This is a genomic window from Exiguobacterium sp. s56, from assembly GCF_018618255.1.
In the GTDB taxonomy this organism is placed as follows: Bacteria; Bacillota; Bacilli; order Exiguobacteriales; family Exiguobacteriaceae; genus Exiguobacterium; species Exiguobacterium chiriqhucha.
In genome coordinates this window covers 202,228-225,944 of sequence record NZ_JACSLR010000003.1, presented here as the reverse complement: position 1 = coordinate 225,944, position 23,717 = coordinate 202,228, and the positions used below count along the sequence as shown (strand labels likewise).

Below are 23,717 nucleotides of genomic sequence, written 5' to 3'. Positions count from 1 at the left end.
CTCGATTTTTTGATAGGAAAGTGAGGGAACCTTATGCAACACGCAACCGAGTTACCGGAAGAACAGCCGAAGCTGTCGGCGGTCCCGCCGAAACGGCCGGATTCGACGAAAAAGAAAGAACGGATGAAAAAGAACTTGGTCGGCTGGGCGTTCGTCGCCCCGACCGTCCTGTTCGTCATCGCCTTCATCTATTACGGCATCTTCTATAATGCCTATCACTCGCTGTTCTCATGGGACGGCATCTCATTCGAGAAGACGTACATCGGCTTTGAGAACTTCGGCCGCATGTTCAGTGACCCGGAATTTTATAACGCGCTCAAGAACACGGGCATCTTCACCGTCTTGACCGTGACGATTCAAGCCGGTCTCGGGCTCGTCTTGGCGTACCTGCTCCACACGAAAGGCGTCGGCCGCACGTTCTTCAAGTCGGTGTTCTTCTTCCCGGTCGTGTTGAGCCCGGTCGTATTGGGTGCCGCGTTCTCGCAAATCTTCGACTTCCAGTTCGGCTACATCAACGAGTTCCTCCGCGTGGTCGGTCTCGGTGCGTTCGAACAGAACTGGCTCGGCGACCAGGATGTCGCCTTGTACGCCATCATCTTGATCAACATCTTCCAATGGACGGGTTCGTCGATGATCATGTACTACATGGCGATGCTGGCCATCGAGCGTGAAGTGTTCGAGGCGGCCAACATCGACGGCGCCGGTTTCTGGCGCACGCTCTGGAGCGTCGTGTTCCCGAACTTGAAAGGGACGACGTTCACGCTGACGATCCTCGGGGTCATCGGCGGACTGAAGACGTTCGATATCGTCTGGATCTCGACGCAAGGCGGACCGGGTAACTCGACCGAGGTCATCTCGACGTACCTGTTCCGCAAATCGATGTTGCACCAAGAGGTCGGCTACGCCAGTGCCGTCGCCATCATCTTGCTGATCATCGCGCTCAGCATCACGTACTTCCAGACACGCGTACAGAAGAAAATGGACTGAGGAGGGATACCCATGGAAATCCAAACGAAAAAAGGAAGATGGCTCACCAATCTCGGCTTGTCACTCATGGCGATCATTTGGTTGTTCCCAATCTTCGTCATGTTCAAAGAGAGTTTACGGGTCAACGGCTTCAGTAACTATATCGCGACGTTACAGAACCCGAACTTCCCTCAGTTTGTCTTCAACAGTTTTATCGTCGCGTTCTTTATGATCATCATCTCGATCTCGTTCCTCGCCTTCGCGGCATTCGGCTTCTCAAAGCTCGAGTTCGCGGGGAAACGGTTACTCTTCAACCTCGTCTTGGCCGGGCTCATGTTGCCGGTCGCGTCGCTCATCGTCCCGCTCTTCTTCACGTTGCGCAACCTTGACGGCTTGAACAGCTACTGGGGATTGATCGGCGCCGAGGTGGCGTTCTTCCTCCCGTTCGGTCTGATGCTCATCAAGAGCTACTTCGACGAGCTGCCGAACGAGTTGATGGAAGCAGCCCATATCGACGGGGCGACGACGTTCCAAATCTTCTATAAGATCATGATGCCGCTCGCCAAGCCGGCACTTGCGACGGCGACGATCTACGCGTTCCTCAACTCGTGGAACGAGTACTTGATGGTCCTCACGTTCATGACGGACCCGGCCTATCAGACGGTGACGATGGCCCCGACGTTCTTCACGGAAGCGCTCGGTGGTGACCCAGGTAAACTATACGCCTCGCTCGTGTTAATCAGCTTGCCGACGATGGTGTTCTATATCTTCTTCCAACGCTTCTTACAGAAAGGCATGACTTCGGGAGCGGTCAAATAATCGATTGAGGTGAATCAAATGTATGTAGGAGTAGATTATTACCCAGAACAGACGGACCGCGCTCTGTGGGACGAGGACGTCCGCTTGATGAAAGAGCTCGGTGTCAACGTGATCCGGATGGCGGAGTTCGCGTGGACGATGATGGAGCCGGCCGACGGCGAGTTCGATTTCTCGTTTTGGGACGAGGTCGTCGACACGTTCGGCAAGGACTTCGACGTCATCCTCGGCACGCCGACGGCGACGCCACCGGCCTGGTTGATTGAGAAACATCCGGACATCTTGCCGGTGACGGCGGACGGGGTCCGCATCAGTTTCGGCGCCCGCCGCCACTATACGGTCAACAGCCCAGTGTACCGAGAGTATTGCGAGCGCATCACGCGCAAGATGGCGGAGCGTTACGGGAAGCATCCGGCCGTCATCGGTTGGCAGACCGACAACGAGTACGGCCACGAGAAATCGGACCGCTCGTACGGAGACGTCGACCAAGTCGCGTTCCATGCCTGGCTACAAGACCGCTATGAGACGCTCGACGCGTTGAACGCGGCCTGGGGGACCGTCTTCTGGAGCCATACATACTCGGCATGGAGTCAGATTCCGGTCCCTCGCACCGTGTTCCAAGAGCACAACCCGTCGCTCCTCGTCGACTTCGACCGCTTCTGCTCGGACGCGTACCGTTCGTTCAACAAGCTCCAAGTCGACACGCTCCGGCCGCTCATCCATGACGACGCGTTCATCACACATAATCTCGTCTATAGCGACATGGCGATCAACCAGCAACAGATGGCCCAAGACCTCGACTATGTCTCGTTCGACAACTACCCGGTCTGGGGCGGGTTGCCGGAGCCGAACCGTTTCGAGAAGACGGCACATGACCATGACTTATGCCGCTCATCGAAACAAGGCAAAGGCTTCTGGGTGATGGAGCAGCTCAGTGGTGCGCAAGGTTGGAGCCGGATCGGCTACTTGCCGCGACCGGGCCATATCCGCCTGTGGACGCATCAAGCCGTCGCGCGCGGCGGCGAAGCCATCGTTTATTTCCGCTTCCGGGCCGCTCATTTCGGGACCGAGGAGTTCTGCCACGGCATCATCGATCACGACGGCAAGCCGAAACGGAAGTTCGATGAAGTGCAAGGCGTCATGAAAGAGCTCTCGACGCATGGCGATATGATCAACGCGGCTGAATATAAGGCCGACGTCGCCGTCTACTTCGACCAAGAGAACCTATGGGCGTGGACGCATCAGCCGCACTCGGACGCGTTCAACTTCAAGCAAGAGTTCGTCCGCTTTTACGGGGCGGCCGTCCGCCAAGGTGTCAACACGGATATCGTCTTCCCAGGCGACGCACTCGACCGCTATAAACTCGTCGTCGTGCCGCTCTATTTCCTCGGAAATGACACGTTCGATGCGTCACTCATCGACTATATCGAGAACGGCGGCCACGTCATCTTCACGTACCGGACGGGCGTCAAAGACCCAATCAACCGCTGTCACTTCGATACGCTCCCAGGCAAGTTCGCGAAATACGCCGGCATCGAGATCGATGAGTACGAGAGCTTACAAGCGGTCCAGTCGAACCAAGTCAGACTCGGTGACTATGTGTCCGAGGCGAACATCTGGTGCGATTTGATCACGCCGAAAGGCGCCGACGTGCTGGCGACGTATGAGCAGGCGTTCTATAAAGGGACAGCCGCTGTCACACGTCACACGTACAAAGGTGACGTGACGTACATCGGCTCATCGGTCGACGATGCGATGCTCGATACGATTTACAACGAGGCGCTCATCCGCGCCGGCATCGATGCGAACCGTCTCCCGGAAGACGTCGAGAAAGTCGATCGCCACGGCGACGGTTACGTCATCCGCTTCTACATGAACCATTCGACGGACGTGACGTCGACGGTCGACTTGTCAGGAGATTGGCAGACGCTTGACGGGGACGCGGTCTCAGGTGAGCTCACGTTGAACCCGCTCGACGTCGTCATCTTAAAGCAGGAGGTGGGAGCATGATCTACCGCTTCGACAACCGCTTTGTATTAGAAGGGACGAACCTCGCCTACGTGTTCGATATTGACGCACGGGGACGCCTCGTCCATCAATACCTCGGTGGTCGGCTTCATAAAGCCGATTACACTGAGCTGCCGGACGCACGCATCTTACACTCTTCATTCGAGACACCAGAAGGCGTCGCCGCGTACGAGTTCGCCTCGTTCGGCGACCTCGTCTATACGGAGCCGACGTTGAAGAGCCGTACGGAGCGTGAACGGCTGCACGCCTTCACGTTCCACGATGCCCGCATCGATGGCGACACGCTCGAGATCGACTTGGTCGATTCGATTCAACAGTTGACCGTGACGCTCCACTTCACGGTATATGCGGCGTATGACATTATCGAACGCAAGATGACGATTCAGACAGGCGAGACGGTGACGCTCGAGAGCGCACAGTCGTTCAGCCTCGGCTTGACGGAACGCAAGCTTCGCCTCAGTCATTTCAGTGGCGCGTGGACGAGCGAGTTCCAGCTCCAGCAAGGCGACTTGCTCCCAGGCAAGAAGACGATCGAGAGCCGCCGCGGTCTGACGAGCCACCAAAGCAACCCGTGGTTCGCCCTCGATCAATCGGCGACGGAAGAAAACGGTGAGGTCATTTACGGCTTCCTCGGTCACTCTGGTAACTGGGCGATCCACTTCGAACGCGATCAGTTCGGTTCCACGCAAGTGACGGGAGGGCTCAACTCGTTCGACTTCGCGAAGAGACTTGAAGCGGGTGAATCGTTCACGACACCGACTGGCTATATCGGTTATACGCAACAGGGTTTTGGCGGCATGAGCCGGAACGCGCACGATTTCGAGCGCGACGTCATCATGCCGGAACGGACGCGCGAGACGCTCCGCCCTGTCTTGTATAACTCGTGGGAGGCGACATATTTCGACGTCAGCGAGGACGGGCAGAAACGCCTCGTCGATGAGGCGGCAAATATCGGCTGCGAATTGTTCGTCGTCGATGACGGCTGGTTTGGCGAACGGAACTCGGACGCGGCCGGTCTCGGGGACTGGCACGTCAACACGACGAAGTTCCCGAACGGGCTCGAGCCGCTCATCCGTTACGTCGAGGACAAAGGCCTCCAGTTCGGCCTCTGGGTCGAACCGGAGATGGTCAACCCGGATTCGGATTTGTACCGGGCGCATCCCGATTGGATTTACCAGACGGGCGGCCGCCCATCGACGACGTCGCGCAACCAGTTCGTGTTGAACTTGGCGCTCTCGGAAGTCGAGGCGCACGTGACCGGTCTATTGGACGAGCTACTGTCGAAGCATGCGATCCGCTATATCAAGTGGGACATGAACCGCGCCTTCTCGGAACCGGATAGTCCGCAGTTACGCGACGCGAAAGAGCTGTGGCTCCGCCACACGGAAGCCGTCTATCGCATTCTCGATACGCTCCGGGCAAAACATCCGGACGTCGCTTTCGAGTCATGCGCTGGCGGTGGGGGACGGATCGACCTCGGTGTGCTGACGCGCGTCGAACAAGTCTGGACAAGCGACAATACCGATGCGCTCGACCGGCTCGAGATCCAAGAAGGCTTCTCGTACGCCTATAATGCCAAGATGATGAGCTGCTGGGTGACGGACGCGCCGAACTGGTTGAACGGCCGCTCGCTCCCGCTCAGGTTTAGGTTCGTCAGCGCCATGCAGGGCACGCTCGGCATCGGCGGCAACCTGCTCGAATGGAGCAAGGACGAGCTTGTTGAGGCGGCACAATGGATCGAGACGTACAAGTCGATCCGCCCGCTCGTCCAGCACGGCACGAGCTATCGCCTCGCCTCGCTCAAGACGGACGGGGTGCATGCGATGGGTTACACGGACGGTGAGGACTATGTCGTCCTCGTCAACGCCGACCGCCGTCATTACGGCAAGAACCGATTGCGCGTCAAACTCGCCGGGCTCGACCCGGAGCGCGTCTACGTTTACGACGACCGACGCGTGAGCGGACGCTATTTGATGGAACAAGGCCTCACACTCACACAACAACAGGACTATGACGCATATTGCCTGGTCATCCGCCCGGCATGAGCAAAGAAAGGGATGGAGTCGTATGCTTTCATTTGATTCAGCACACCTGAACGAACAGTTCGAGACCGTGTTCTCGGCAAGCCCCGAGCGAAGCTTCTTCGCACCGGGCCGCATCAACTTGATCGGCGAACACACCGATTACAACGGAGGCCACGTCTTCCCATGTGCCATCACGTTCGGCACGTACGGGCTCGTCCGGAAGCGTGAGGATGAACTGATCCGCGTCTACTCGCTCAACTTCGAGGACGTCGGTGTCATTATGTTCCCGGTGACGGATGGGACGTATGACGCGAACCACGACTGGGCGAACTACGTCAAAGGCGTCGTCGCGCTCCTGCGCGCGGACGGGCACGCGGTCGGAGGATTCGATTTCCTCCTCGCCGGCAATATCCCGAACGGTGCCGGCTTGTCATCGTCGGCCTCGCTCGAACTCGTGACGGCGCTCATGATCAATGAGGTATACGGACTCGGTCTCGATCGGATTGACCTCGTCCATCTCGGACAACGCGTCGAGAACGACTTCATCGGCGTCAACTCCGGCATCATGGACCAGTTCGCCATCGGCATGGGAAAAGCGGACCATGCCATCCTGCTCGACTGCGACACGCTCCATCACGATTACGCACCGATCAAACTCGACGGCTATGATATTTTGATCATGAACACGAACAAGCGCCGTGAACTCGCCGACTCGAAATATAACGAGCGTCGCACCGAGTGCGATACGGCGCTCGGCCTGTTGCAGCAGCATTTCGACGTCGCCTCGCTCGGTCAACTGTCGGTCGAGACGTTCGAGACGGTGGCGGACGAGCTACCGGAGACGCTCCGGAAGCGGGCACGTCATGCCATCTCGGAGAACGAACGGACGAAGCTTGCCTTCACCGCGCTAGAGGATGGACGGCTCGACGCGTTCGGTCAACTGATGAATGACTCGCACGCGTCACTGAAGAATGATTACGAAGTGACGGGCCGTGAGCTCGACACGCTCGTCGCCGCGACGCAAAGTTGCGACGGTGTCATCGGTAGCCGGATGACAGGCGCCGGCTTCGGTGGCTGTGCCATCGCCATCGTCGACAAGGCGTCGACCGAAGACGTGATGCGGACCGTGTCGGCCGCATATGAAGCAGAGATCGGCTACACGCCGACATTTTATATCGCGTCCGTCGGGGACGGCGCGCGTGAACTCGTAGAGGAGGAAGTGAAATGAGTGTACTCGTCGTCGGAGGGGCCGGTTATATCGGCTCCCATGCAGTCCGCGCCTTGCTCGCGCGCGAGGAAGACGTCATCGTGATCGACAACCTTCAGACCGGGCATATCGAATCGGTGCCGAAACAAGTGCGGTTCTATGAAGGGGATATCCGCGACCGTGCCTTCATGGAGCGGACGTTCGCGAACGAATCGATCACCGAGGTGCTCCATTTCGCCGCCAACTCGCTCGTCGGTGAGTCGATGGATGAGCCTTTGAAGTATTACGACAACAACGTCTTTGGGACACAAGTGTTGCTCGAGACGATGCGGAAACACGGCGTGACCCGAATCGTCTTCTCCTCTACGGCCGCGACATATGGCGACCAAGACGAGATGCCAATCCGCGAGACGGCCGCGACGAACCCGACGAACACGTACGGGGCGACGAAGCTCGCGATGGAGACGATGATGAAATGGTGTGACCGCGCCTTCGGTATCCGGTTCGTCGCGCTCCGTTACTTCAACGTCGCCGGTGCCGACCCGACCGGAGAGATCGGTGAGGACCATATGCCGGAGACGCACCTCATCCCGCTCGTGCTCGAAGTGGCGAACGGGAAGCGTGACGCGATCACCGTGTTCGGCGACGATTATGAGACGCCGGACGGGACATGTATCCGCGATTACATCCACGTGCAAGACCTCGTCGACGCCCACGTACGCGCGCTCGATTATTTGAAACAAGGCGGTGCGAGCGACGTGTTCAATCTCGGAACGGAGACGGGGCTATCAGTGCTCGAAATCATCGAGGCGGCCCGCCGCGTGACGGGACATGCCATCCCGGTGCAGATGGGTGTACGCCGTGCCGGCGACCCGGCGATGCTGATCGCGTCACCGGACAAGGCGAAGCAAGTGCTCGGCTGGGTGCCGGGACGGTCGACGGTCGATGTCATTCTCGCCGACGCCTGGAACTGGCACAAGCATCATCCGGAAGGCTATAAACATGTCGAAGGGGTGAGACGATGATTGAATCTACGATTGAAGCGCTCGTCGAGGCGGCGATTCGGGAGGAACTGATTACGGAACAGGACCGTATTTATTCACGGAACCGTGTCCTCGCCCGAATCAAACAGCTCGATTTCACGAAACCGACGTTCGTCCCGCACGACTCGATCCCGAATCTGCTCGAGGTGTTGACGGAGCATGCGGTCGAACGCGGGCTCGTCGACGACCTACTCGAAGAGAAGGACCGGTTCATGGCTGAGGTCATGGACGTGTTCGTCTCGAAACCGTCCGAGGTGACGCGCACGTTCAACGCGCTTCGAGCTGCCGATGTTGAAGCGGCGACAGATTTCTTCTATAAGATGAGTCAGGCGTCGAACTATATCCAGACGAAACGGATCGCCAACAACATCACGTACAAGGCACCGACCCGCTACGGCACGCTCGATATCACGATCAACCTGTCGAAGCCGGAGAAGGACCCGCGCGAGATTGCACGGGCTCGCCTGCAACCGACGCCGGAGACGAACTATCCGAAAGGGTTGCTCGCGATTGAAAACGAGGGCTACGGCGGTCACTTGAAACATCCGGCCCGGGCCAACCATCGCATCATCCCGCTCACACTCGGCGGACAGGCATGGTCGTTCCAATACTCGCCCTATCTCTACTACAACGAGCACTCGATTTTGTTGTCGAACGAAGTGCGCGACATGGTCATCGACCGGGGCGCATTCGAGCGTCTGCTCGACTTCGTGTCACAGTTCCCGCATTACTTCGCTGGATCAAATGCGGACTTGCCGATCGTCGGTGGATCGATTTTGACGCACGACCATTACCAGGCCGGCCGCTACCGGTTTGCGATGGACGACGCCAAGGTCGTCTCAACGTATCGTTCGGACCGTTACGACCAAGTCGAAATCGAGACGCTCTATTGGCCGCTCTCGGTCGTCCGGCTCCGTTCACGCCAGAAAGAGCAGCTCGTCATGTTGGCGAATCAGTTGCTCGGTCACTGGCGCGAGTATGCCGACGGTGATATCGTCCCGTATTCAGGTGACACCCGTCACAATACGGTGACACCGATCGCGCGCCGCCGCGACGGACGTTATGAATTAGACCTCGTCCTTCGCAATAACCGGACGAGCGACGAGCATCCGGACGGCATCTTCCATCCGCACGCCGACGTCCACCACATCAAGCGCGAGAATATCGGCTTGATCGAAGTGATGGGACTCGCCGTATTGCCGGCCCGACTGAAGACCGAACTCGAACAAGTCGTCCAGTATGTCTCTGGTGAAGACGTCGAAGTCGCGGACATGCACCGTGCGTGGGCGGACGAGTTGAAGACGAAAGAAGGCGACGCGAAGACGATTGTCGACCAGGCCGTCGTCGACAAGTTCGTCAAAGGGCTCGAGGACGCGGGCGTGTTCAAACAGACGGTGGAAGGGCAAGAGCGTTTCACCGCATTCATGAACGCGTTTTTGAGTCACGTCGACAAAGTGGAGTACGGAGCGACGTCTACGGGAATAAGAGGGTAAACGAAGCGAAGCAGGTGAGCCAGTTGAGAGAAGCAACGATTGAGAACAAGAACGGCATGCGCTTGTCTGCCATTTCATACGGATGTGCCATGACCGAGTTGACGGCACCGGACCGTAACGGGAATATGGACTCCGTCATTTTGAAATATGGCAGTCCCGAGCAATACCTCGAGAACCCGGTTTATCTCGGTTCCGTCGTCGGACGAATCGCCGGACGGATTCGCAATGCGGAGATTGAGGGTGTGGCCTTGACCCCAAGCGAGGCCCCTCATCATATCCACGGCGGAGACGACGGCATCACGTCCCGGCATTGGGACATGGACGTCGAGGGACAGGCGATTTACTTTACGTATGTAAGCCCAGATGGGGAAGAAGGCTATCCCGGCAACGTCACGTTCAAGGTCGTCTATGAGTTGACGGACGACAACGAACTGGTCGTCACGATGACGGCCCAGACGGACGAACGGACGTGGGTCAACTTGAATCATCACAACTACTTCAATCTCGGCGGACGGCCGACGATTCATGACCATGTGTTGACGCTGCCGGCCGAGCACGTCGCGAAGCTTGATGACGAGTCGTTGCCGACGGGCGAGTTGCTTGAGGTGGATGCGACCCCGTTCGACTTCCGTGATGGGAAGCCAATTGGTGAGGCGATTTCGTCGGAGGACGAAGCGATTGTTAAGGCTGGCGGACTCGATCATCCGTTCATCTTGAAGGATGGGGTGACCCGGCTACACGATCCGGTGAGCGGACGCGTCATGGACGTCGAAACGAACCAACCGGTCATGGTCGTCTATACGGCGAACTTCCTCAGTGAAGAGACACCGGTCACGCTCGAGGGACGGCAGAAACATAGTGCGATCTGCTTAGAAGCTCAGGCGTTCCCCGATGCACCGAATCATCCAGACATCGCCACATCGATTGAACTGAAACCCGAGGAGTTGTATCACTCGAGGACGGTTTATCAGTTTGGGGTAAAAGGCTAAACCACACGAAAAGAGTTGAGGAATCCATCCGGTCCTCAACTCTTTCTGTTGATTTAATTGTTAAAACAGTGAGTCTGATTATTTAATCCCCGAATTCGTGACGCCTTTGACGAAATATTTATTCGCCCAAAGGAAAATCAGAAGAGCCGGCACGGTTGCGACGACGGTCGAGGCCATCATGGCGGCGGGATTGACGAAGTTCGACCCTTGGACGAGCGTCGCAACACCAAGAGTGAGCGTCTTCATCTCATCGCTGTTCGTGACGAGCGAGGGCCAGAGAAAATCGTTATAAATGGCGAGGAACGTGACCACACCGAGTGTCGTGACGACTGGCTTGATGGACGGGAAGATGACTTTCGTCAGCACTTGCCACTGGGTCGCGCCATCAAGGTAGGCGGCTTCCTCGAGTTCCTGCGGGAAAGAGCGCAAGAAGTTATAAATGAGGAACACACCGAGCGTTCCTGCTGAATACGGCAAGATGAGCGGATAATACGTATCTAGCAAATTCACACTTTTAAATAAATAAAACGCAGGGAACAACGTCACAATCCCCGGAACGGTCAACGCGATGATGACGATGGCCAAAATGATTTTTTTACCGGGAATATTCAGCCGCGCGAGCGCATAAGCAGCGAGGACGTCGACGAAGATGACGATGACTGTTCCCATGAGTGTGACGACCGCTGTATTGATTGTCCATTGCACCATGTTGGAGTCTGCCGAAGCAGAGAAGATGGTTTGATAGTGCTCGAGCGTCCACTCGTTCGGAAAGAGGCCGGCGCTTGAAAGTGATTCACTGAGTGTCTTAAACGAGGTAAAGACCATCCAAACGAGTGGGAACAAGAATAAAATGGCAAGGATGGACGTGATTGTCACGAGGAAGATCGATTTGATTCGTTTCTTTTTCATGTGACCTTCCGCTCCTTTTTCTCAATCGTCGTGGCTGGACGTGAGCTGACATTGGTGGGACCGACATTTGTGGCACGAGTGAACCGTTTTTTCTCGGACTTTCCACTTCCCATTTCTTCTTTATTGTTACGGTACGACATCCAATATTGGACGCCCGTGATGACTACCATGATGAGACCCATCAAAAGCGCCATGGCGGAACCGACACCGAGTTGATTGTTCCCGAATACGGTCGCATGAATCCCCATGATCAATGAACTCGTTGATTGACCGGGTCCACCACGCGTGATGAGGAGCGATTGCCCGTATAAGTTGAATGAGGCGATGACGGTCGTGATCATGATGAAGATGGAAATGTTTCGAATATCGGGCAACGTGATGTAGCGAAATTTGTTCCACGAGGAAGCGCCGTCCAAGTCGGCTGCCTCGTATAGATTGGGATCGACTTCATCGAGCGCATTGACGAACAACAGCATGTTAAACCCAATCGTCCACCAGACGGTCGCAATCACGATGACGAACCAGGCGTACGGTTGATCGCCGGTCCAGTTGATGGGCGACGTAATCAGGCCCGTGTTCAATAGTAAATTGTTGATGAAACCGCCGTTGGCACCAAATAACCAAAGATAGAGTGCAGAGACAGCGGTGACAGAGATGGCATAAGACAAGAAAAAGACGGTCCGGAAAAATGTCTTCAACCGCTTTGGCAAGTTATCAATTAAGAGGGCCAAGCTGAGGCTGATCAAGATGAGCGGTGGCACGCTCAAGACGATAAACAGCAATGTGTTCTTCAATGAATTCATGAACACGTTGTTATAGAGCGTGTCCGGCGTGAGAATGTCGACATAGTTTTTTAATCCGATGAACCCGTTATTGCCCACAGACAGGCGAAAATCATGGAGACTGATCCAGACACCGTACAGTAGGGGTGTCAGCCAAAAGATGAGAAAACTGAGGAGAAATGGGATCACGAACAAAAAACCGATCCATTTGGTTCGTTTCGTCATATACATCGCACGTCCTCCTTCCAAAACGATCAGTGTAGGAGCACCCACACTGATCGAAAGGTCATCTTTACTGTTGGGTGTCGGCGACTTGCTTCGATGCTTTTGTCGCTTTTTCGAGCTCGGCCATCAAGTCTTCTTTCGTCAGATTCGCTTCACCTGTCAGTTTCGTGAAAACTACCTCGTTCATATAACGCATTTGCTCATCGAATTGATACACACGGGGGGCTGGCTCATACATTTCTAACTGCTCCTGGTTTTGATTGGCGAGTGCGTATTTCTCAGGATCTTCTGAAATCAATTCGAGGGTGGCGATGTGCGTCGGTGTCTGACCAGACTCGGCCCAGTTCGCTAAGTTTTCAGGCGTATACATGAACTTCAAGAATTCGGCAATGCCGTCCTTCGTTTCTTGATCGTCGACAGCGGCAGCCACAGCAATCGTGTGGGCGTTACCAGTTGTCGCGGCGGTTTCGAATAACGTCGGCATTTTTCCGATTCCGAGTGCGTCTCCGTATTTTTCTTTCACGGCTTGGTAATACCAAGGACCAGTGAAGGTGACCGCGGTCTGTTTTGAACTGTCTTCTGCCGACTTCATGAATGCTTGGAACTCCCCGTCTAGACCTAGTTTCTCAGGCGAGGTCTTGTCTTCAAACACCATCGCATGATATTGCATCAACGCGTCGGCGTATGCACTATCAGTGAAATCCAAATAACCTTCTTTGGCTAAATCGATTCCATTTTGCGCGGCAGCGACGGTGAAGTAGAATGTTGTCAGTCCTGTCGATGGAAGTCCGAACGCGTACAAGTTTGAATCTTCAGCTTGAAGCGATTCTCCGAGCTGTTTCAACTGTTCGTAATCGGTAGGTGCCTCCTTAACCATGTCTTCGTTATAAAACATTGTCAGCGGGTGAATGTCGAGCGGGACGCCGAACATTTTGTCATCGACTGAACCGGACTGAATCCCCGCCTCGTTAAAGTCACTCTCTGAAATTTCGGCTGCCTCCATGAACGGTCCGACGTCTTGAATCAATTGATCTTTTTGATACGTGTCGAGGTTCGTCTCATGCATGACGACCAGGTCGTAATCACCAGATTTAAACTTGGTGTAGTGTTCTTTTTCTTGGGACTGGACGACTTCATATGTGTCTTGGCTGGAGTTAAAATCATCGACGATTTTTGTCATGTAGTCGCCATCACCACCAGTGAAACCGTTGATAAATTTAATTTCCGTTTTCCCACTATCACTTGAATCGTTCGGAGTACAACCTGAAATCGAGAACGCCAATAAACTAGCTGATGCAAGTATTGCGTATTTTCGGTTAAACATCTCGTTCCTCCTTTTTAGTAAGCGCTTACAATTAACGATGACGATTTAAAGTCTCGACTAAAATTGAACCAAAAGACGTGTTTCACTTTTTAAACATCTTTCAGCGCATTCACGGCACATCCATATATGATGTTCCCTAAATTGTCACATTTATAAACAAAATATAAATAAATGCTTATCTAACTGAAGTATAAACTCTAGTAAATAAATCGCCTCATCCCTACATTAAAATCATGTAAGATGAGGCGACTGAAAATGATTCAGTTAGGCTATCCTTTAAAGCTCAACTGGCGATTTGGTGTAAATGTTGCTTAAGACTTCGGTCACCGTCTTACTGAACGAGCGGAACGAAGGGTCGTCGATGAGTGATGTCATTGCATCTTTTACGACAGCTGCGTTTGTCCAATCGGAGACATCGGTCGTCTCAGTATAAATGCGCGTGAACTTCTTGCCTTCTTGTTTCCCAGATTTCCAAAACGAGATGTTTTTCGCTTCAAGTGCTTCTAGAAGCGGGAGACGTTCGGCAAAATCAATCGGGCCGACTTCCACGTAAAGTTTGAGACGTGTGCTGCCTTTCCGTTCAAACCAGATGATCAGTCCATAGTTGAGCCAATAGCGATTCAACCGGTCCATCTGATCCAAATATGGTAACCAGTCGTCCATGACGAAGTTCGGTACGCGAGTATGTGCAGAGTAGGTCGTAATCGCCTGCTCGTTCACAAATTCGAGGAACGCTTGGTGGACGATGTTGCCGCCGGTTTTGAAAATGTAGTCGATGGTTTGTCGCTTCCGGTTATAAATAAGCAGGAGATGTCGTTTCGTCTCCGCGTCGAACGTCTCAAGCGTTTTGACCGCTTGCCGTAGTTCGATCTGTTTCTGCTTTGCTGGGTTAGCATTCGCGTAAAGCAAATAAATCGCGGACGCATAGTCTTGATAGAGCTCGAGCGCCGTATTCATCGTGTCCTCGTCATCGACGAGGCGCTCCTCGAGGAGCGCGATATAATACGTCAGGAAATCGTAAATGTTGTCTGCAATCGTCGCGCGGTTCAACTCGAGTTCTTGCGTAATCATGAGACGGACATCCTCATAGTCGAGGAACCAGTAATCATCATGTGACGGTGCATCACTCGAGAGTGTCAAATAGACCGGCAAGATGTTCCGATTCGGGAATGTCTCGTGGACGTGGTCAAAGTAATGACTGAGTTGCCCGGCCGACTCGCTCGAATGAAACTTGTTTTCGATGAGCAACATCAAGTTCAGGGATGGAATATCAATCAGCAAGTCGATGGCACCATTCCCGGTCCACCATTCGCGATGGACCGTGACGTCCGAGAGTGGGGCGTGCAGGAATGGGAGATAGTCGATGCCGACAATCTTTTCTTCGTTCTCCGGCTTCGTGATTAAGTTCATCAACACTTTCCTTAAAAAGAAGCTACCGAGCCGATGGTTCTCGTTCGGGTCGAACAGCCAGGCGAGGACGTTCGAATGACGGATCTCGTACTGATCGACGCGGAGCACCTTGAGCGGATTGAATTGATGGAACTGTTGATGGAGACGGTTGAATTCGGTCGAGTTTTCAAGTTGTAAGATGGTGTCGAGTGAGTAGTGCATATAGGCCTCCTAAGAAGAGTTGATAAGATTAGTAAACTATAAATAAAACATTATGGTTATACAAAAAATGAACTTAGTCCGAAAATGTGTCAGGGTAGTGCGGGGAAAAGAGGTAAGGTTTAAATGAGAAGATGAGTATAAGAAAGAGCAAGAATTTGTCGAATCAATGTCGAACGATTCAAGTGTGATAGTTCAAATATCATCTACCTCTTTTTCAGAAATAAACAGTATTTAAAGTCTATCTTTTGTAACATCTAGAGCGAGGCATGCTGAATAGAAACAGTATTTGAAAGTTTACGAATATGGAGGAACAGAAATGGATAAAATATCTGATTATAATGAATTGAACGAGGAAATGTTTGACCAAGAGTTTGATCAAAACTATGAGGATCAACTCAAACAGGCGAATGATCAACTGGACCACGATATTTTGATTGCGCTCGTTGGAGACGTAAACTGTGGAAAGTCATCTACGATTAACAAGTTAATGGATGGAGAATTCGTATCGACTGGCGCAAAACCAGGTGAAACGGTTGAAATCAAAGAAGTGAAATATTCGGATAAAATTGTATTCGTTGATACGCCAGGTTTAGATGATATCAACAAAGAAAATTCGCAAGTGACATTGGACTATTACAAAAAATCAGATGTTATTCTATTCTTTACAAACGCGGCTGGTACGGTGCTGTCTGATAATGAATTGAAGAATTTAAAAGAAATCGAGAAAACGAACAAAAATATCATTATCGTCTTAAATAAAATTGATGCAGCCGAAGACATTGGTGGACTCGTGCAATACATTCAACAAGCGACTAACTACGTTTACCCTGTCACTCCAATTTCATCGAGAACAGGTGAAAATATCGGCATGTTACAAAAAGAGCTCTTAAAAATTTTAGAGGAGAAGCAAAAAGATATTTTGATGGCTCGTGAATTGAAGGATAAATCAACTACTGCCAATCGTTGGATTAATAGTGCGGGCCTCGCTTCAGCAGCAATCGGTGCCTCTCCAATTCCTGGATCGGATATTATTCCATTGACCGGGATTCAAGTAGGATTGATCATCAAATTATCTATGCTTTATAACAAGCCTGTATCGAAAGAAAGTGCGAAAGAATTGTTGCTTGCGACAATCATCGGAAATGCAGGCAAAACAGCATTTCGTCAATTAGTCAAACTAGTGCCTGGAGCCGGCTGGGCAGTCGGGGCTGGTGTGGCTAGTGCGGCGACGATTGCTTTAGGGTACGCTGTGAAATACTTACACGAACACAATATTGAATTGTCGGCTGAACAGTTGAAATTTGTATACAATATGTTTTTGGAGAAAGAAAAAAGCAAGTGATGATTATGCAAGAAAATGGCCACTCCGATTCATTCGGAGTGGCCATTTTCTATAGTCGATGAAGCGAACGAATTAGTTCGCAGTCTTATTCGTCGCTGACATCGCCTCTTCGAATCGCGCCGTGATCTGTTGCGGCCGCGTGATGGCACCGCCGACGACGACGGCGTGTGTGCCGAGGTCCATGCAGCGTTTTGCCATCTCCGGCGTCAAGATATTGCCTTCCGCGACGACCGGTTGCGTGACGTGGTCGAGCACGTCTTTCAAGAACTTGAAGTCGTCGTGGAAGAGGAGCGAGCCGTTCGTCTCGGCCGTATAGCCGTGCAGCGTCGTCGAGATGTAGTCGAAGCCGAGTCGATCCGCCTCGATACAATCCTCAAGCGTCGCACAGTCAGCCATCAACAGTTGGTTCGGATAAATCGAACGGATGGCGTGGACGAGTTCTTGCAGTGTCATGTTGCCTGGACGAGGGCGGTGTGTCGCATCGAGAGCGATGACGTCGACGCCGACTTCAATTAACTCCTCAACTTCCTTCATCGTCGCCGTGATGAACACGTCACTGTCCGCATAGTCGCGTTTGACGATCCCGATGATCGGGACGTTCACTTGCTGTTTGATTTCACGGATGTCTTTCGCCGAGTTGGCGCGGATGCCTTTGGCGCCACCTTGTACGGCCGCGATGGCCATCCGTCCCATGATGAAGTCACTATGGAGCGGTTCATCCTCGAGTGCTTGGCAGGAGACGATTAATCCGGTTGGTAAATCGGTCATCATTAATCACTTCTTTCTTTTAATCGGTCGAGCGCTTTCAGTGTTTTCATATAATGCGCTTTTAAGTCTTCATTCGTCTCCATCAATGTCTTCGTCACCGCGTCCGCTGTGAAGAGGAGCGGGAGTTGCGTGTTGATCAAGAACGCCTCGCCCGACGCACCGGCCGTCAACAGTCGATGGTCGACGAGCTCGGCGAGCGGGGAGTGCTGATAGCCGACGAAAGCGATGGTCGTGCAGCCCGATTCTTTGGCGAGCTGGACGGCTTGGACGACCTCACGGCTCTCACCGCTATTCGAGAAGGCGATAATCAAGTCGTCTTTCGTCGCAATCGAGGCGTCCATGACCATACTATGGCTATCGAACGCCGTAGTGGCGAGCAGTCCCATCCGCCGTAAGCGATATTCCATCTCTTGAGCGACGAGCCCGGCGTTACCGAGCCCATATAAATGGACCGAGCGGCAACGTCGGATATGATCGCAGATAGCGAGGAGTTCCTCTTGGTCGATCAAGTGAGCGGTCGTCTGAATCAATTCGATATACGACCGTTGCATCGGTTCGAGTGACGTCGCCGTCTGGGGTAAGTTCGTTTCCGTCAATGTCTTTTGCATCATGAGCTTCAGTGCCGAATAACTCCCTACCCCAATCGTCTTGCAGAACCGGGTCACGGTCCCAGGTGACGTCTGGATGGCTTGCGCCAACTCGGTGATCGTCAACTCGATGGCGTCGTTCATATTCGTCATGAGGTAATCGGCAATCTTTTTCTCACTGTCCGTCATCTCTGGATAGACGTCTTTCATTTGTTCCCACACGGCTATTCCCTCCAACACAATTCGTTATTCGCCCCGGCCTAACGCCTCTTGGACTTCATTCTTAATAATTGTAACAGAAGGACCGTAAATTACTTGAATCCCATTTCCTTTTTGCACGACCCCGTGGGCGCCCGTCGCCTTCAACAAATCCTCGCGGACGTGCTGGTGGTCGTTGACGGTGACGCGGAGGCGTGTCGCACAGCAGTCAACCGTGTCGATGTTGGCATCGCCACCAAGCGCTGCGATGATGGCTGTCGTGCGGTCTGATGCGTCGACGTCGGCTGCTTTCACAGCTGTCTCGTCTGAACGTCCCGGCGTCATGAAGTTGAACTTCGTGATGAGGAAACGGAACGTCACGTAGTAGAGCAAGAACCAGAAGGCACCGATGACCGGTACGAGCATCCAGTTCGTCTTGTCATTTCCCTGTAAAACCCCGAATAAGATAAAGTCGATGAACCCACCTGAGAACGTTTGACCAATCGTGATCTCAAAGATGTGGGCCATCATGAAGGCAAGTCCGTCGAAGATGGCGTGGACCAAGTAGAGGACCGGTGCCACGAACAAGAAGGCGAATTCGAGCGGCTCGGTGATCCCCGTCAAGAACGACGTGAGCGCAGCCGAGAACAAGAGGCCAAAGACGACTTTTTTCTGTTCCGGTTTCGCGCAATGATACATGGCGAGCGCGGCACCGAGCAGACCGAACATCATCGTGATGAAGCGACCTGACATGAAGCGGGCCGTACCTTCATAGAACTGCGTCGTGCTCGGGTCAGCGAGCTGGGCGAAGAAGATTTTCTGCGTCCCTTCGATCAAAGTCCCGTCGATGACCATTGAGCCCCCGAGGCCGGTCGTCCAAAACGGGATGTAGAAGATGTGGTGCAATCCGAACGGTCCGAGCATCCGGAGCACGAAGCCGTAGATGAACGTCCCGATGTAGCCTGTCTTGTCGACGAGTCCGCCGAGCGAGAAGATCCCGCTTTGGACCGTCGGCCAGATGAAGTAAAGCGCAATCCCGACACCGATGGCGACGAACGACGTGATGATCGGCACGAAGCGCGATCCGCTGAAGAAGCCGAGGAACTGCGGGAGCACTTGCTTGTTGTAACGGTTATGCAAGAGTGCCGTCACAATCCCGATGAGAATACCGCCGAAGACACCGGTCTCGAGCGTTTGAATCCCGAGCGCCATCCCTTGGCCTGCACTGGCGAGATCCGTCTCCATCAACTCACCCGTGATTTGAAGCATGGCGTTGATGGTGGCGTTCATAATCAGATAGCCGAGCATGGCGGCGAGTCCGGCCGTCCCTTTATCCGACTTGGCGAGCCCGACCGCGACCCCAATCGCGAAGAGGACAGCTAAGTTGGCGAAGACGATCGACCCAGCGGCGGCCATGATGGTGAACAAATGCTGGAGCCAGGTGATGTCGAGGAATGGATACGCCTGGACCGTGTTCGGGTTCGAGAGCGCCCCTCCGATCCCGAGTAATAGTCCCGCTGCCGGTAAGACGGCGATGGGCAACATAAATGATTTCCCGAATTGTTGTGCCCGTTCGAATAGACGTGACATGAAAAAGTCCTCCTTAAAATTATTTTCACCTGAATCATAATATGAAAAATATTTTTATGCAAGCGGTTACGATAAAAATCTTTTTAATAAAAAATCGAACCAGTCAACGGGACCGGTTCGATTCGCATGCTTATGTGGTTTTGACAGTAGGCGTCACATTTTCGCCGTTCGTCGTGATAACTTGCTTGTACCAATCAAAGCTCTTCTTCTTCGAACGGGTGAGGGACCCGTTACCTTCATTGTCTTTGTCGACGTAGATGAAGCCGTACCGTTTTTTCATCTCGCCGGTCGAGGCGCTGACCAAGTCGATCGGGCCCCAACTCGTATAGCCGAGAATCTCGACGCCGTCCTTGATGGCCTCATGCATTTGTTCGATATGCTTCGCCATATAGTCGATGCGGTAATCGTCTTCGACGTAACCGTTCGCGTCCGGTGCGTCGACGGCACCGAGTCCATTCTCGACGACGAACAACGGTTTCTGATAGCGGTCGTACAGCTGGTTCGCCGTGATGCGGAAGCCGGTCGGATCGATCGTCCAGCCCCATTCTGACTTCTCGAGGAACGGGTTCTCGAGCGAGCTGAAGATGTTGCCTTCGGTTGATGCGTTGATCTCCGGGTCCGTGCTCGTCGTCCGGCTCGCATAGTAGCTGAAGCCGATATAGTCGACGGTGTGCTGTTTCAACAACTCGAGGTCGCCGTCTTCCATCGCGAGCGTGATGCCGTGCTCGTCGAGATAGCGTTTCGCATAGCCTGGGTACTCGCCGCGCGACTGGACATCGATGAAGAAGAACGATTCACGGTCCTTGTCCATCGCGTCCAAGACGTCGTCCGGGTTGCACGAGTAGGCATACGTCTGACCGGCCGCGAGCATGCAGCCGACTTGCATGTCGGGATTGATGGCGTGCGCCACCTTTACCGCTTTCGCGCTCGCGACGAGTTGATGATGCGCCGCCTGATATTTCACTTGCTGCTTGTCCTCACCGTCCTCGAAGACGAGACCGGCGCCGATGAACGGCAAGTGCAACAGCATATTGATCTCATTGAACGTCATCCAATATTTCACTTTACCGTTATAGCGGGTGAACAGCGTCGTCGCGTACGTCTCGAAGAAGTCGACGACACGGCGGTCGCGCCAACTGCCGTAGTTTTGGATGAGGCTGACCGGCACGTCGAAGTGGGCGATCGTGACGACCGGCTCGATGCCGTGTTTCAACAGCTCGTCGAAGACGTCATCATAAAACTGAAGACCGGCCTCGTTCGGCTCGGCGTCGTCGCCGTTAGGGAAGATACGGGCCCATGAGATCGACAGGCGGAGCGCCTTGAAGCCCATCTCGGCGAACAGCGCGATATCTTCTTTATAACGGTGATAGAAGTCGATCGCTTCGTGTGACGGATAAAACTCGCCCGGCACCGGCTCAAGTGACGACAAGTCGCCGAACATGACGTCGAACCGCTTCTTCCCGGTCGGCAACAAGTCGACCGTCGTCAAGCCTTTGCCGCCCTCTAAGTACGCACCTTCAGCTTGGTTCGCGGCGATGGCGCCGCCCCATAAAAATCCGTTTGGAAAACTCATCAAATCCATCCTTTCTAAAGTAGGGGAGGGACGGGCCCTCCCACATTTTATTCGTTAATGACAAACAAGGCTTCGCCTGAGCGAACGTTTGTGGCGCGGCTCGGTGAAATCACTTTCCGGTTCGTGACAATGACCGGTGTCGTGAGGGCACGGCCAGAGCGTTTGATCGCGTCGAGGTCGAACTCGATCAACAGCTGTCCTTTCTCGACAAATTCGCCTTGCGTGACGTGGGCTTTAAAGTGTTTGCCTTCGAGTTGAACCGTGTCCATGCCGATATGGATGAGCACCTCAGCGCCCGTCTCGGTCGTGATGCCGATGGCGTGATGCGTTGGGAAGAGGGCGGACACCGTACCAGATACCGGGGCGACAAGTTTGCCTTCCGTCGGTTCGATGGCAATGCCTTGGCCGAGCGAGCCAGATGAGAAGGCGACGTCCGAGATGTCTTTCAAGTTGACGACGTTGCCGGCGAGCGGGCTGAGGATCTGCTCTTGGCCGACTTTTGTGGCCGATACTTCTTCTGCGACCGGTGTGACTTCTGGTTGTGGCGTTGCGGCGACCGCTTTGTTGACGCCACCGAACAAGTACGTCAAGACGAAACCGACGACGAAGGCGACGGCCGTCCCGATGAGTGATCCGTAGAAGCCGGTCGTGAGTCCTTCCGGTGAGATGTTCGACGGGTAACCGAAGACGCCGAGTCCGCCGATCATATACACTTGTGTACCCATGATGCCCATGATTCCACCACCGACGGCACCACCGATACAGCTCATGATGAACGGTTTTTTAAGTGGAAGTGTGACCCCGTAGATGGCCGGCTCGGTGACGCCGAAGATGCCTGAGATGAAGGCCGGGATACTGAGCGTTTTGATCTTTTGATTTTTAATGCGAAGGAAGACTGCGAGTACGGCACCGATTTGCGCGAATGAAGCCGCGAAGACGAGTGCGAGTACAGGGTCTGACCCAAGCGACGTCAAGTTGTTGATGGCGACCGGGACGAGTCCCCAGTGCAAACCGAAGATGACGAACACTTGCCATAAGCCACCGAGGAAGAGACCGGCGACGAGCGGGCTCAAGTTGTAGACGGCGACTGTGGCGCTACCGAGCAACATACCGGCCCATGTCGCGATCGGTCCGATCAAGATGAACGTGAGCGGGACGATGATAAGTAATGTAAGAAGCGGGACGATGAACATTTTGACGACGTCCGGAATGACCGTCTTCAAGAAGTTCTCAAGCTTCGCTGCGAAGAACGCCGCGATGATGATCGGGATGACCGATGTCGAATACGTCATCAAGATGACCGGCACACCGAGGAACGTGATGTGGATCGGTGACTCGAACATGGTGCCGGCGAAGACGGTGTAGAGCGGGTCACCGGCCGTGAGCGTCGACAGCGTCGGATAGACGAGCGCCGCCCCGATGGCCATCCCGATAAACGGACTACCGCCGAACTTCTTAATGGCCGTATAGCCGAGGAAGATCGGGAAGAAGTAGAACAACGAGTCGCCGATGGCGTTCAACAGCTGATACGTGCCGGATGTGGCGTCGAGCCAACCGAGGGCGACGAAGAGGGCGTTGAACCCTTTAATCATCCCGGTCGCGGCCAATACGCCGAGGACAGGGGTGAAAATGCTAGAGATGATATCGATGAATCGGCTGAATAGGGATCCTTTCGGGCCGTCCTCTTCTTCAACAGGTGACTGGTTTTGGAAGCCGCCGACTTCAACGACCGCTTTATACACGTCCGGGACGTGGTTGCCGATGACGACCTGGTATTGGCCGCCACTCTTCATGACGGTGACGACACCGTCCATGTTTTTGATGGCTTCCGTGTTGGCCTTGCTTTCGTCTTTCAGTTTGAAACGCAAACGGGTGATACAGTGGACGACGCTGTTGACGTTCTCTTTGCCGCCGACGTGTTGGATAATGTCGCGTGCGAGCTGTTCATATTTCATGTCCGTTCCCTTCCTTTTCCATTGGATTTTTAGGTTTGCGTCAAATAAAAAACCTGACCCGTGTCAGATGAGATACGTGAAATCACGTAAGCCATCTGACTCGAGTCAGGTTATGCCCACTAAAGGTAACATTCCTGCGCAGGAGACCGTTCAGTTGTTATTTGATACTTGAAATGTAGCATGCACCGAAATAAAATGTCAACGCTTACATTTAGGAATTTTCAGATTTCTTTAATCTGTCACAAGTGAGATTTTTTTACTTCTATAGATGGGAATCATTTTGAATT

At 53.7% G+C, this 23,717-nt stretch carries 18 protein-coding genes; 9 read left to right on the top strand and 9 right to left on the bottom strand.

Annotated elements, in window-relative coordinates:
• Positions 1-33: 33 nt before the first annotated feature.
• From KNP71_RS05305 to KNP71_RS05270, 8 genes are read left to right on the top strand one after another with little or no spacing between them, the layout of a single operon-like run.
• Complete coding sequence (locus tag KNP71_RS05305) at positions 34-987, top strand: carbohydrate ABC transporter permease (RefSeq protein WP_214830217.1); 954 nt, start codon at positions 34-36, stop codon at positions 985-987.
• A gap of 12 nt (positions 988-999) precedes the next feature.
• A complete protein-coding gene (locus KNP71_RS05300; protein WP_214830215.1) occupies positions 1,000-1,785 on the top strand; it encodes a carbohydrate ABC transporter permease in 786 nt (261 codons plus the stop codon).
• An 18-nt stretch (positions 1,786-1,803) separates the two neighbouring features.
• Positions 1,804-3,792: a beta-galactosidase gene (locus KNP71_RS05295; RefSeq protein ID WP_214830213.1), complete on the top strand. Its 1,989-nt coding sequence runs from the start codon at positions 1,804-1,806 to the stop codon at positions 3,790-3,792.
• Entirely contained in the window at positions 3,789-5,855 is a 2,067-nt protein-coding gene (locus KNP71_RS05290) for an alpha-galactosidase (RefSeq protein WP_214830211.1), read from the top strand. The genes KNP71_RS05295 and KNP71_RS05290 overlap by 4 nt, the downstream gene beginning before the upstream one ends.
• Positions 5,856-5,877: 22 nt before the next feature.
• A complete protein-coding gene (locus KNP71_RS05285; protein WP_214830210.1) occupies positions 5,878-7,062 on the top strand; it encodes a galactokinase in 1,185 nt (394 codons plus the stop codon).
• On the top strand, positions 7,059-8,066 hold the full coding sequence (gene galE, locus KNP71_RS05280; protein ID WP_214830209.1) for a UDP-glucose 4-epimerase GalE: 1,008 nt from the start codon (positions 7,059-7,061) through the stop codon (positions 8,064-8,066). Before KNP71_RS05285 ends, galE begins: the two co-directional genes overlap by 4 nt.
• Positions 8,063-9,577, top strand: coding sequence for a UDP-glucose--hexose-1-phosphate uridylyltransferase (locus tag KNP71_RS05275; protein WP_214830208.1), 1,515 nt, complete (start codon positions 8,063-8,065; stop codon positions 9,575-9,577). The genes galE and KNP71_RS05275 overlap by 4 nt, the downstream gene beginning before the upstream one ends.
• A 14-nt stretch (positions 9,578-9,591) precedes the next feature.
• Positions 9,592-10,566 carry an aldose epimerase family protein gene (locus tag KNP71_RS05270; protein ID WP_353049136.1) on the top strand — a complete coding sequence of 325 codons (975 nt, stop codon included), beginning with the start codon at positions 9,592-9,594 and terminating at the stop codon, positions 10,564-10,566.
• Positions 10,567-10,644: 78 nt separating this feature from the next.
• Here the strand turns inward: KNP71_RS05270 and KNP71_RS05265 are convergent, their stop codons facing one another.
• The 4 genes from KNP71_RS05265 to KNP71_RS05250 form a co-directional block, all read right to left on the bottom strand.
• Positions 10,645-11,475 carry a carbohydrate ABC transporter permease gene (locus tag KNP71_RS05265; RefSeq protein ID WP_214830207.1) on the bottom strand — a complete coding sequence of 277 codons (831 nt, stop codon included), beginning with the start codon at positions 11,473-11,475 and terminating at the stop codon, positions 10,645-10,647.
• On the bottom strand, positions 11,472-12,488 hold the full coding sequence (locus KNP71_RS05260) for a carbohydrate ABC transporter permease (protein WP_214830206.1): 1,017 nt from the start codon (positions 12,486-12,488) through the stop codon (positions 11,472-11,474). The genes KNP71_RS05265 and KNP71_RS05260 overlap by 4 nt, the downstream gene beginning before the upstream one ends.
• A gap of 61 nt (positions 12,489-12,549) precedes the next feature.
• Positions 12,550-13,806, bottom strand: coding sequence for a type 2 periplasmic-binding domain-containing protein (locus tag KNP71_RS05255; RefSeq protein WP_214830205.1), 1,257 nt, complete (start codon positions 13,804-13,806; stop codon positions 12,550-12,552).
• A 276-nt stretch (positions 13,807-14,082) separates the two neighbouring features.
• On the bottom strand, positions 14,083-15,417 hold the full coding sequence (locus tag KNP71_RS05250) for a PDDEXK-like family protein (protein WP_214830203.1): 1,335 nt from the start codon (positions 15,415-15,417) through the stop codon (positions 14,083-14,085).
• Between the two features lie 316 nt (positions 15,418-15,733).
• Here KNP71_RS05250 and KNP71_RS05245 point away from each other — a divergent pair, with 316 nt between their 5' ends.
• On the top strand, positions 15,734-16,759 hold the full coding sequence (locus KNP71_RS05245) for a YcjF family protein (RefSeq protein ID WP_029594834.1): 1,026 nt from the start codon (positions 15,734-15,736) through the stop codon (positions 16,757-16,759).
• A 72-nt stretch (positions 16,760-16,831) separates the two neighbouring features.
• On the opposite strand, the gene KNP71_RS05240 is transcribed toward KNP71_RS05245, so the two are convergent.
• The 5 genes from KNP71_RS05240 to KNP71_RS05220 all read right to left on the bottom strand — a co-directional run bounded on the left by KNP71_RS05240 (position 16,832) and on the right by KNP71_RS05220 (position 23,430).
• Positions 16,832-17,527: an N-acetylmannosamine-6-phosphate 2-epimerase gene (locus KNP71_RS05240; protein WP_214830201.1), complete on the bottom strand. Its 696-nt coding sequence runs from the start codon at positions 17,525-17,527 to the stop codon at positions 16,832-16,834.
• 2 nt (positions 17,528-17,529) lie between these two features.
• Positions 17,530-18,336, bottom strand: a complete 807-nt coding sequence (locus KNP71_RS05235) for a MurR/RpiR family transcriptional regulator (protein ID WP_214830200.1) — start codon at positions 18,334-18,336, stop codon at positions 17,530-17,532.
• Positions 18,337-18,360: 24 nt separating this feature from the next.
• A complete protein-coding gene (locus KNP71_RS05230) occupies positions 18,361-19,902 on the bottom strand; it encodes a maltose/glucose-specific PTS transporter subunit IIC (protein WP_021066322.1) in 1,542 nt (513 codons plus the stop codon).
• A 130-nt stretch (positions 19,903-20,032) separates the two neighbouring features.
• A complete protein-coding gene (locus KNP71_RS05225; protein WP_214830198.1) occupies positions 20,033-21,484 on the bottom strand; it encodes a 6-phospho-beta-glucosidase in 1,452 nt (483 codons plus the stop codon).
• A 38-nt stretch (positions 21,485-21,522) separates the two neighbouring features.
• A complete protein-coding gene (locus tag KNP71_RS05220; RefSeq protein WP_214830195.1) occupies positions 21,523-23,430 on the bottom strand; it encodes a beta-glucoside-specific PTS transporter subunit IIABC in 1,908 nt (635 codons plus the stop codon).
• Positions 23,431-23,717: the final 287 nt, after the last annotated feature.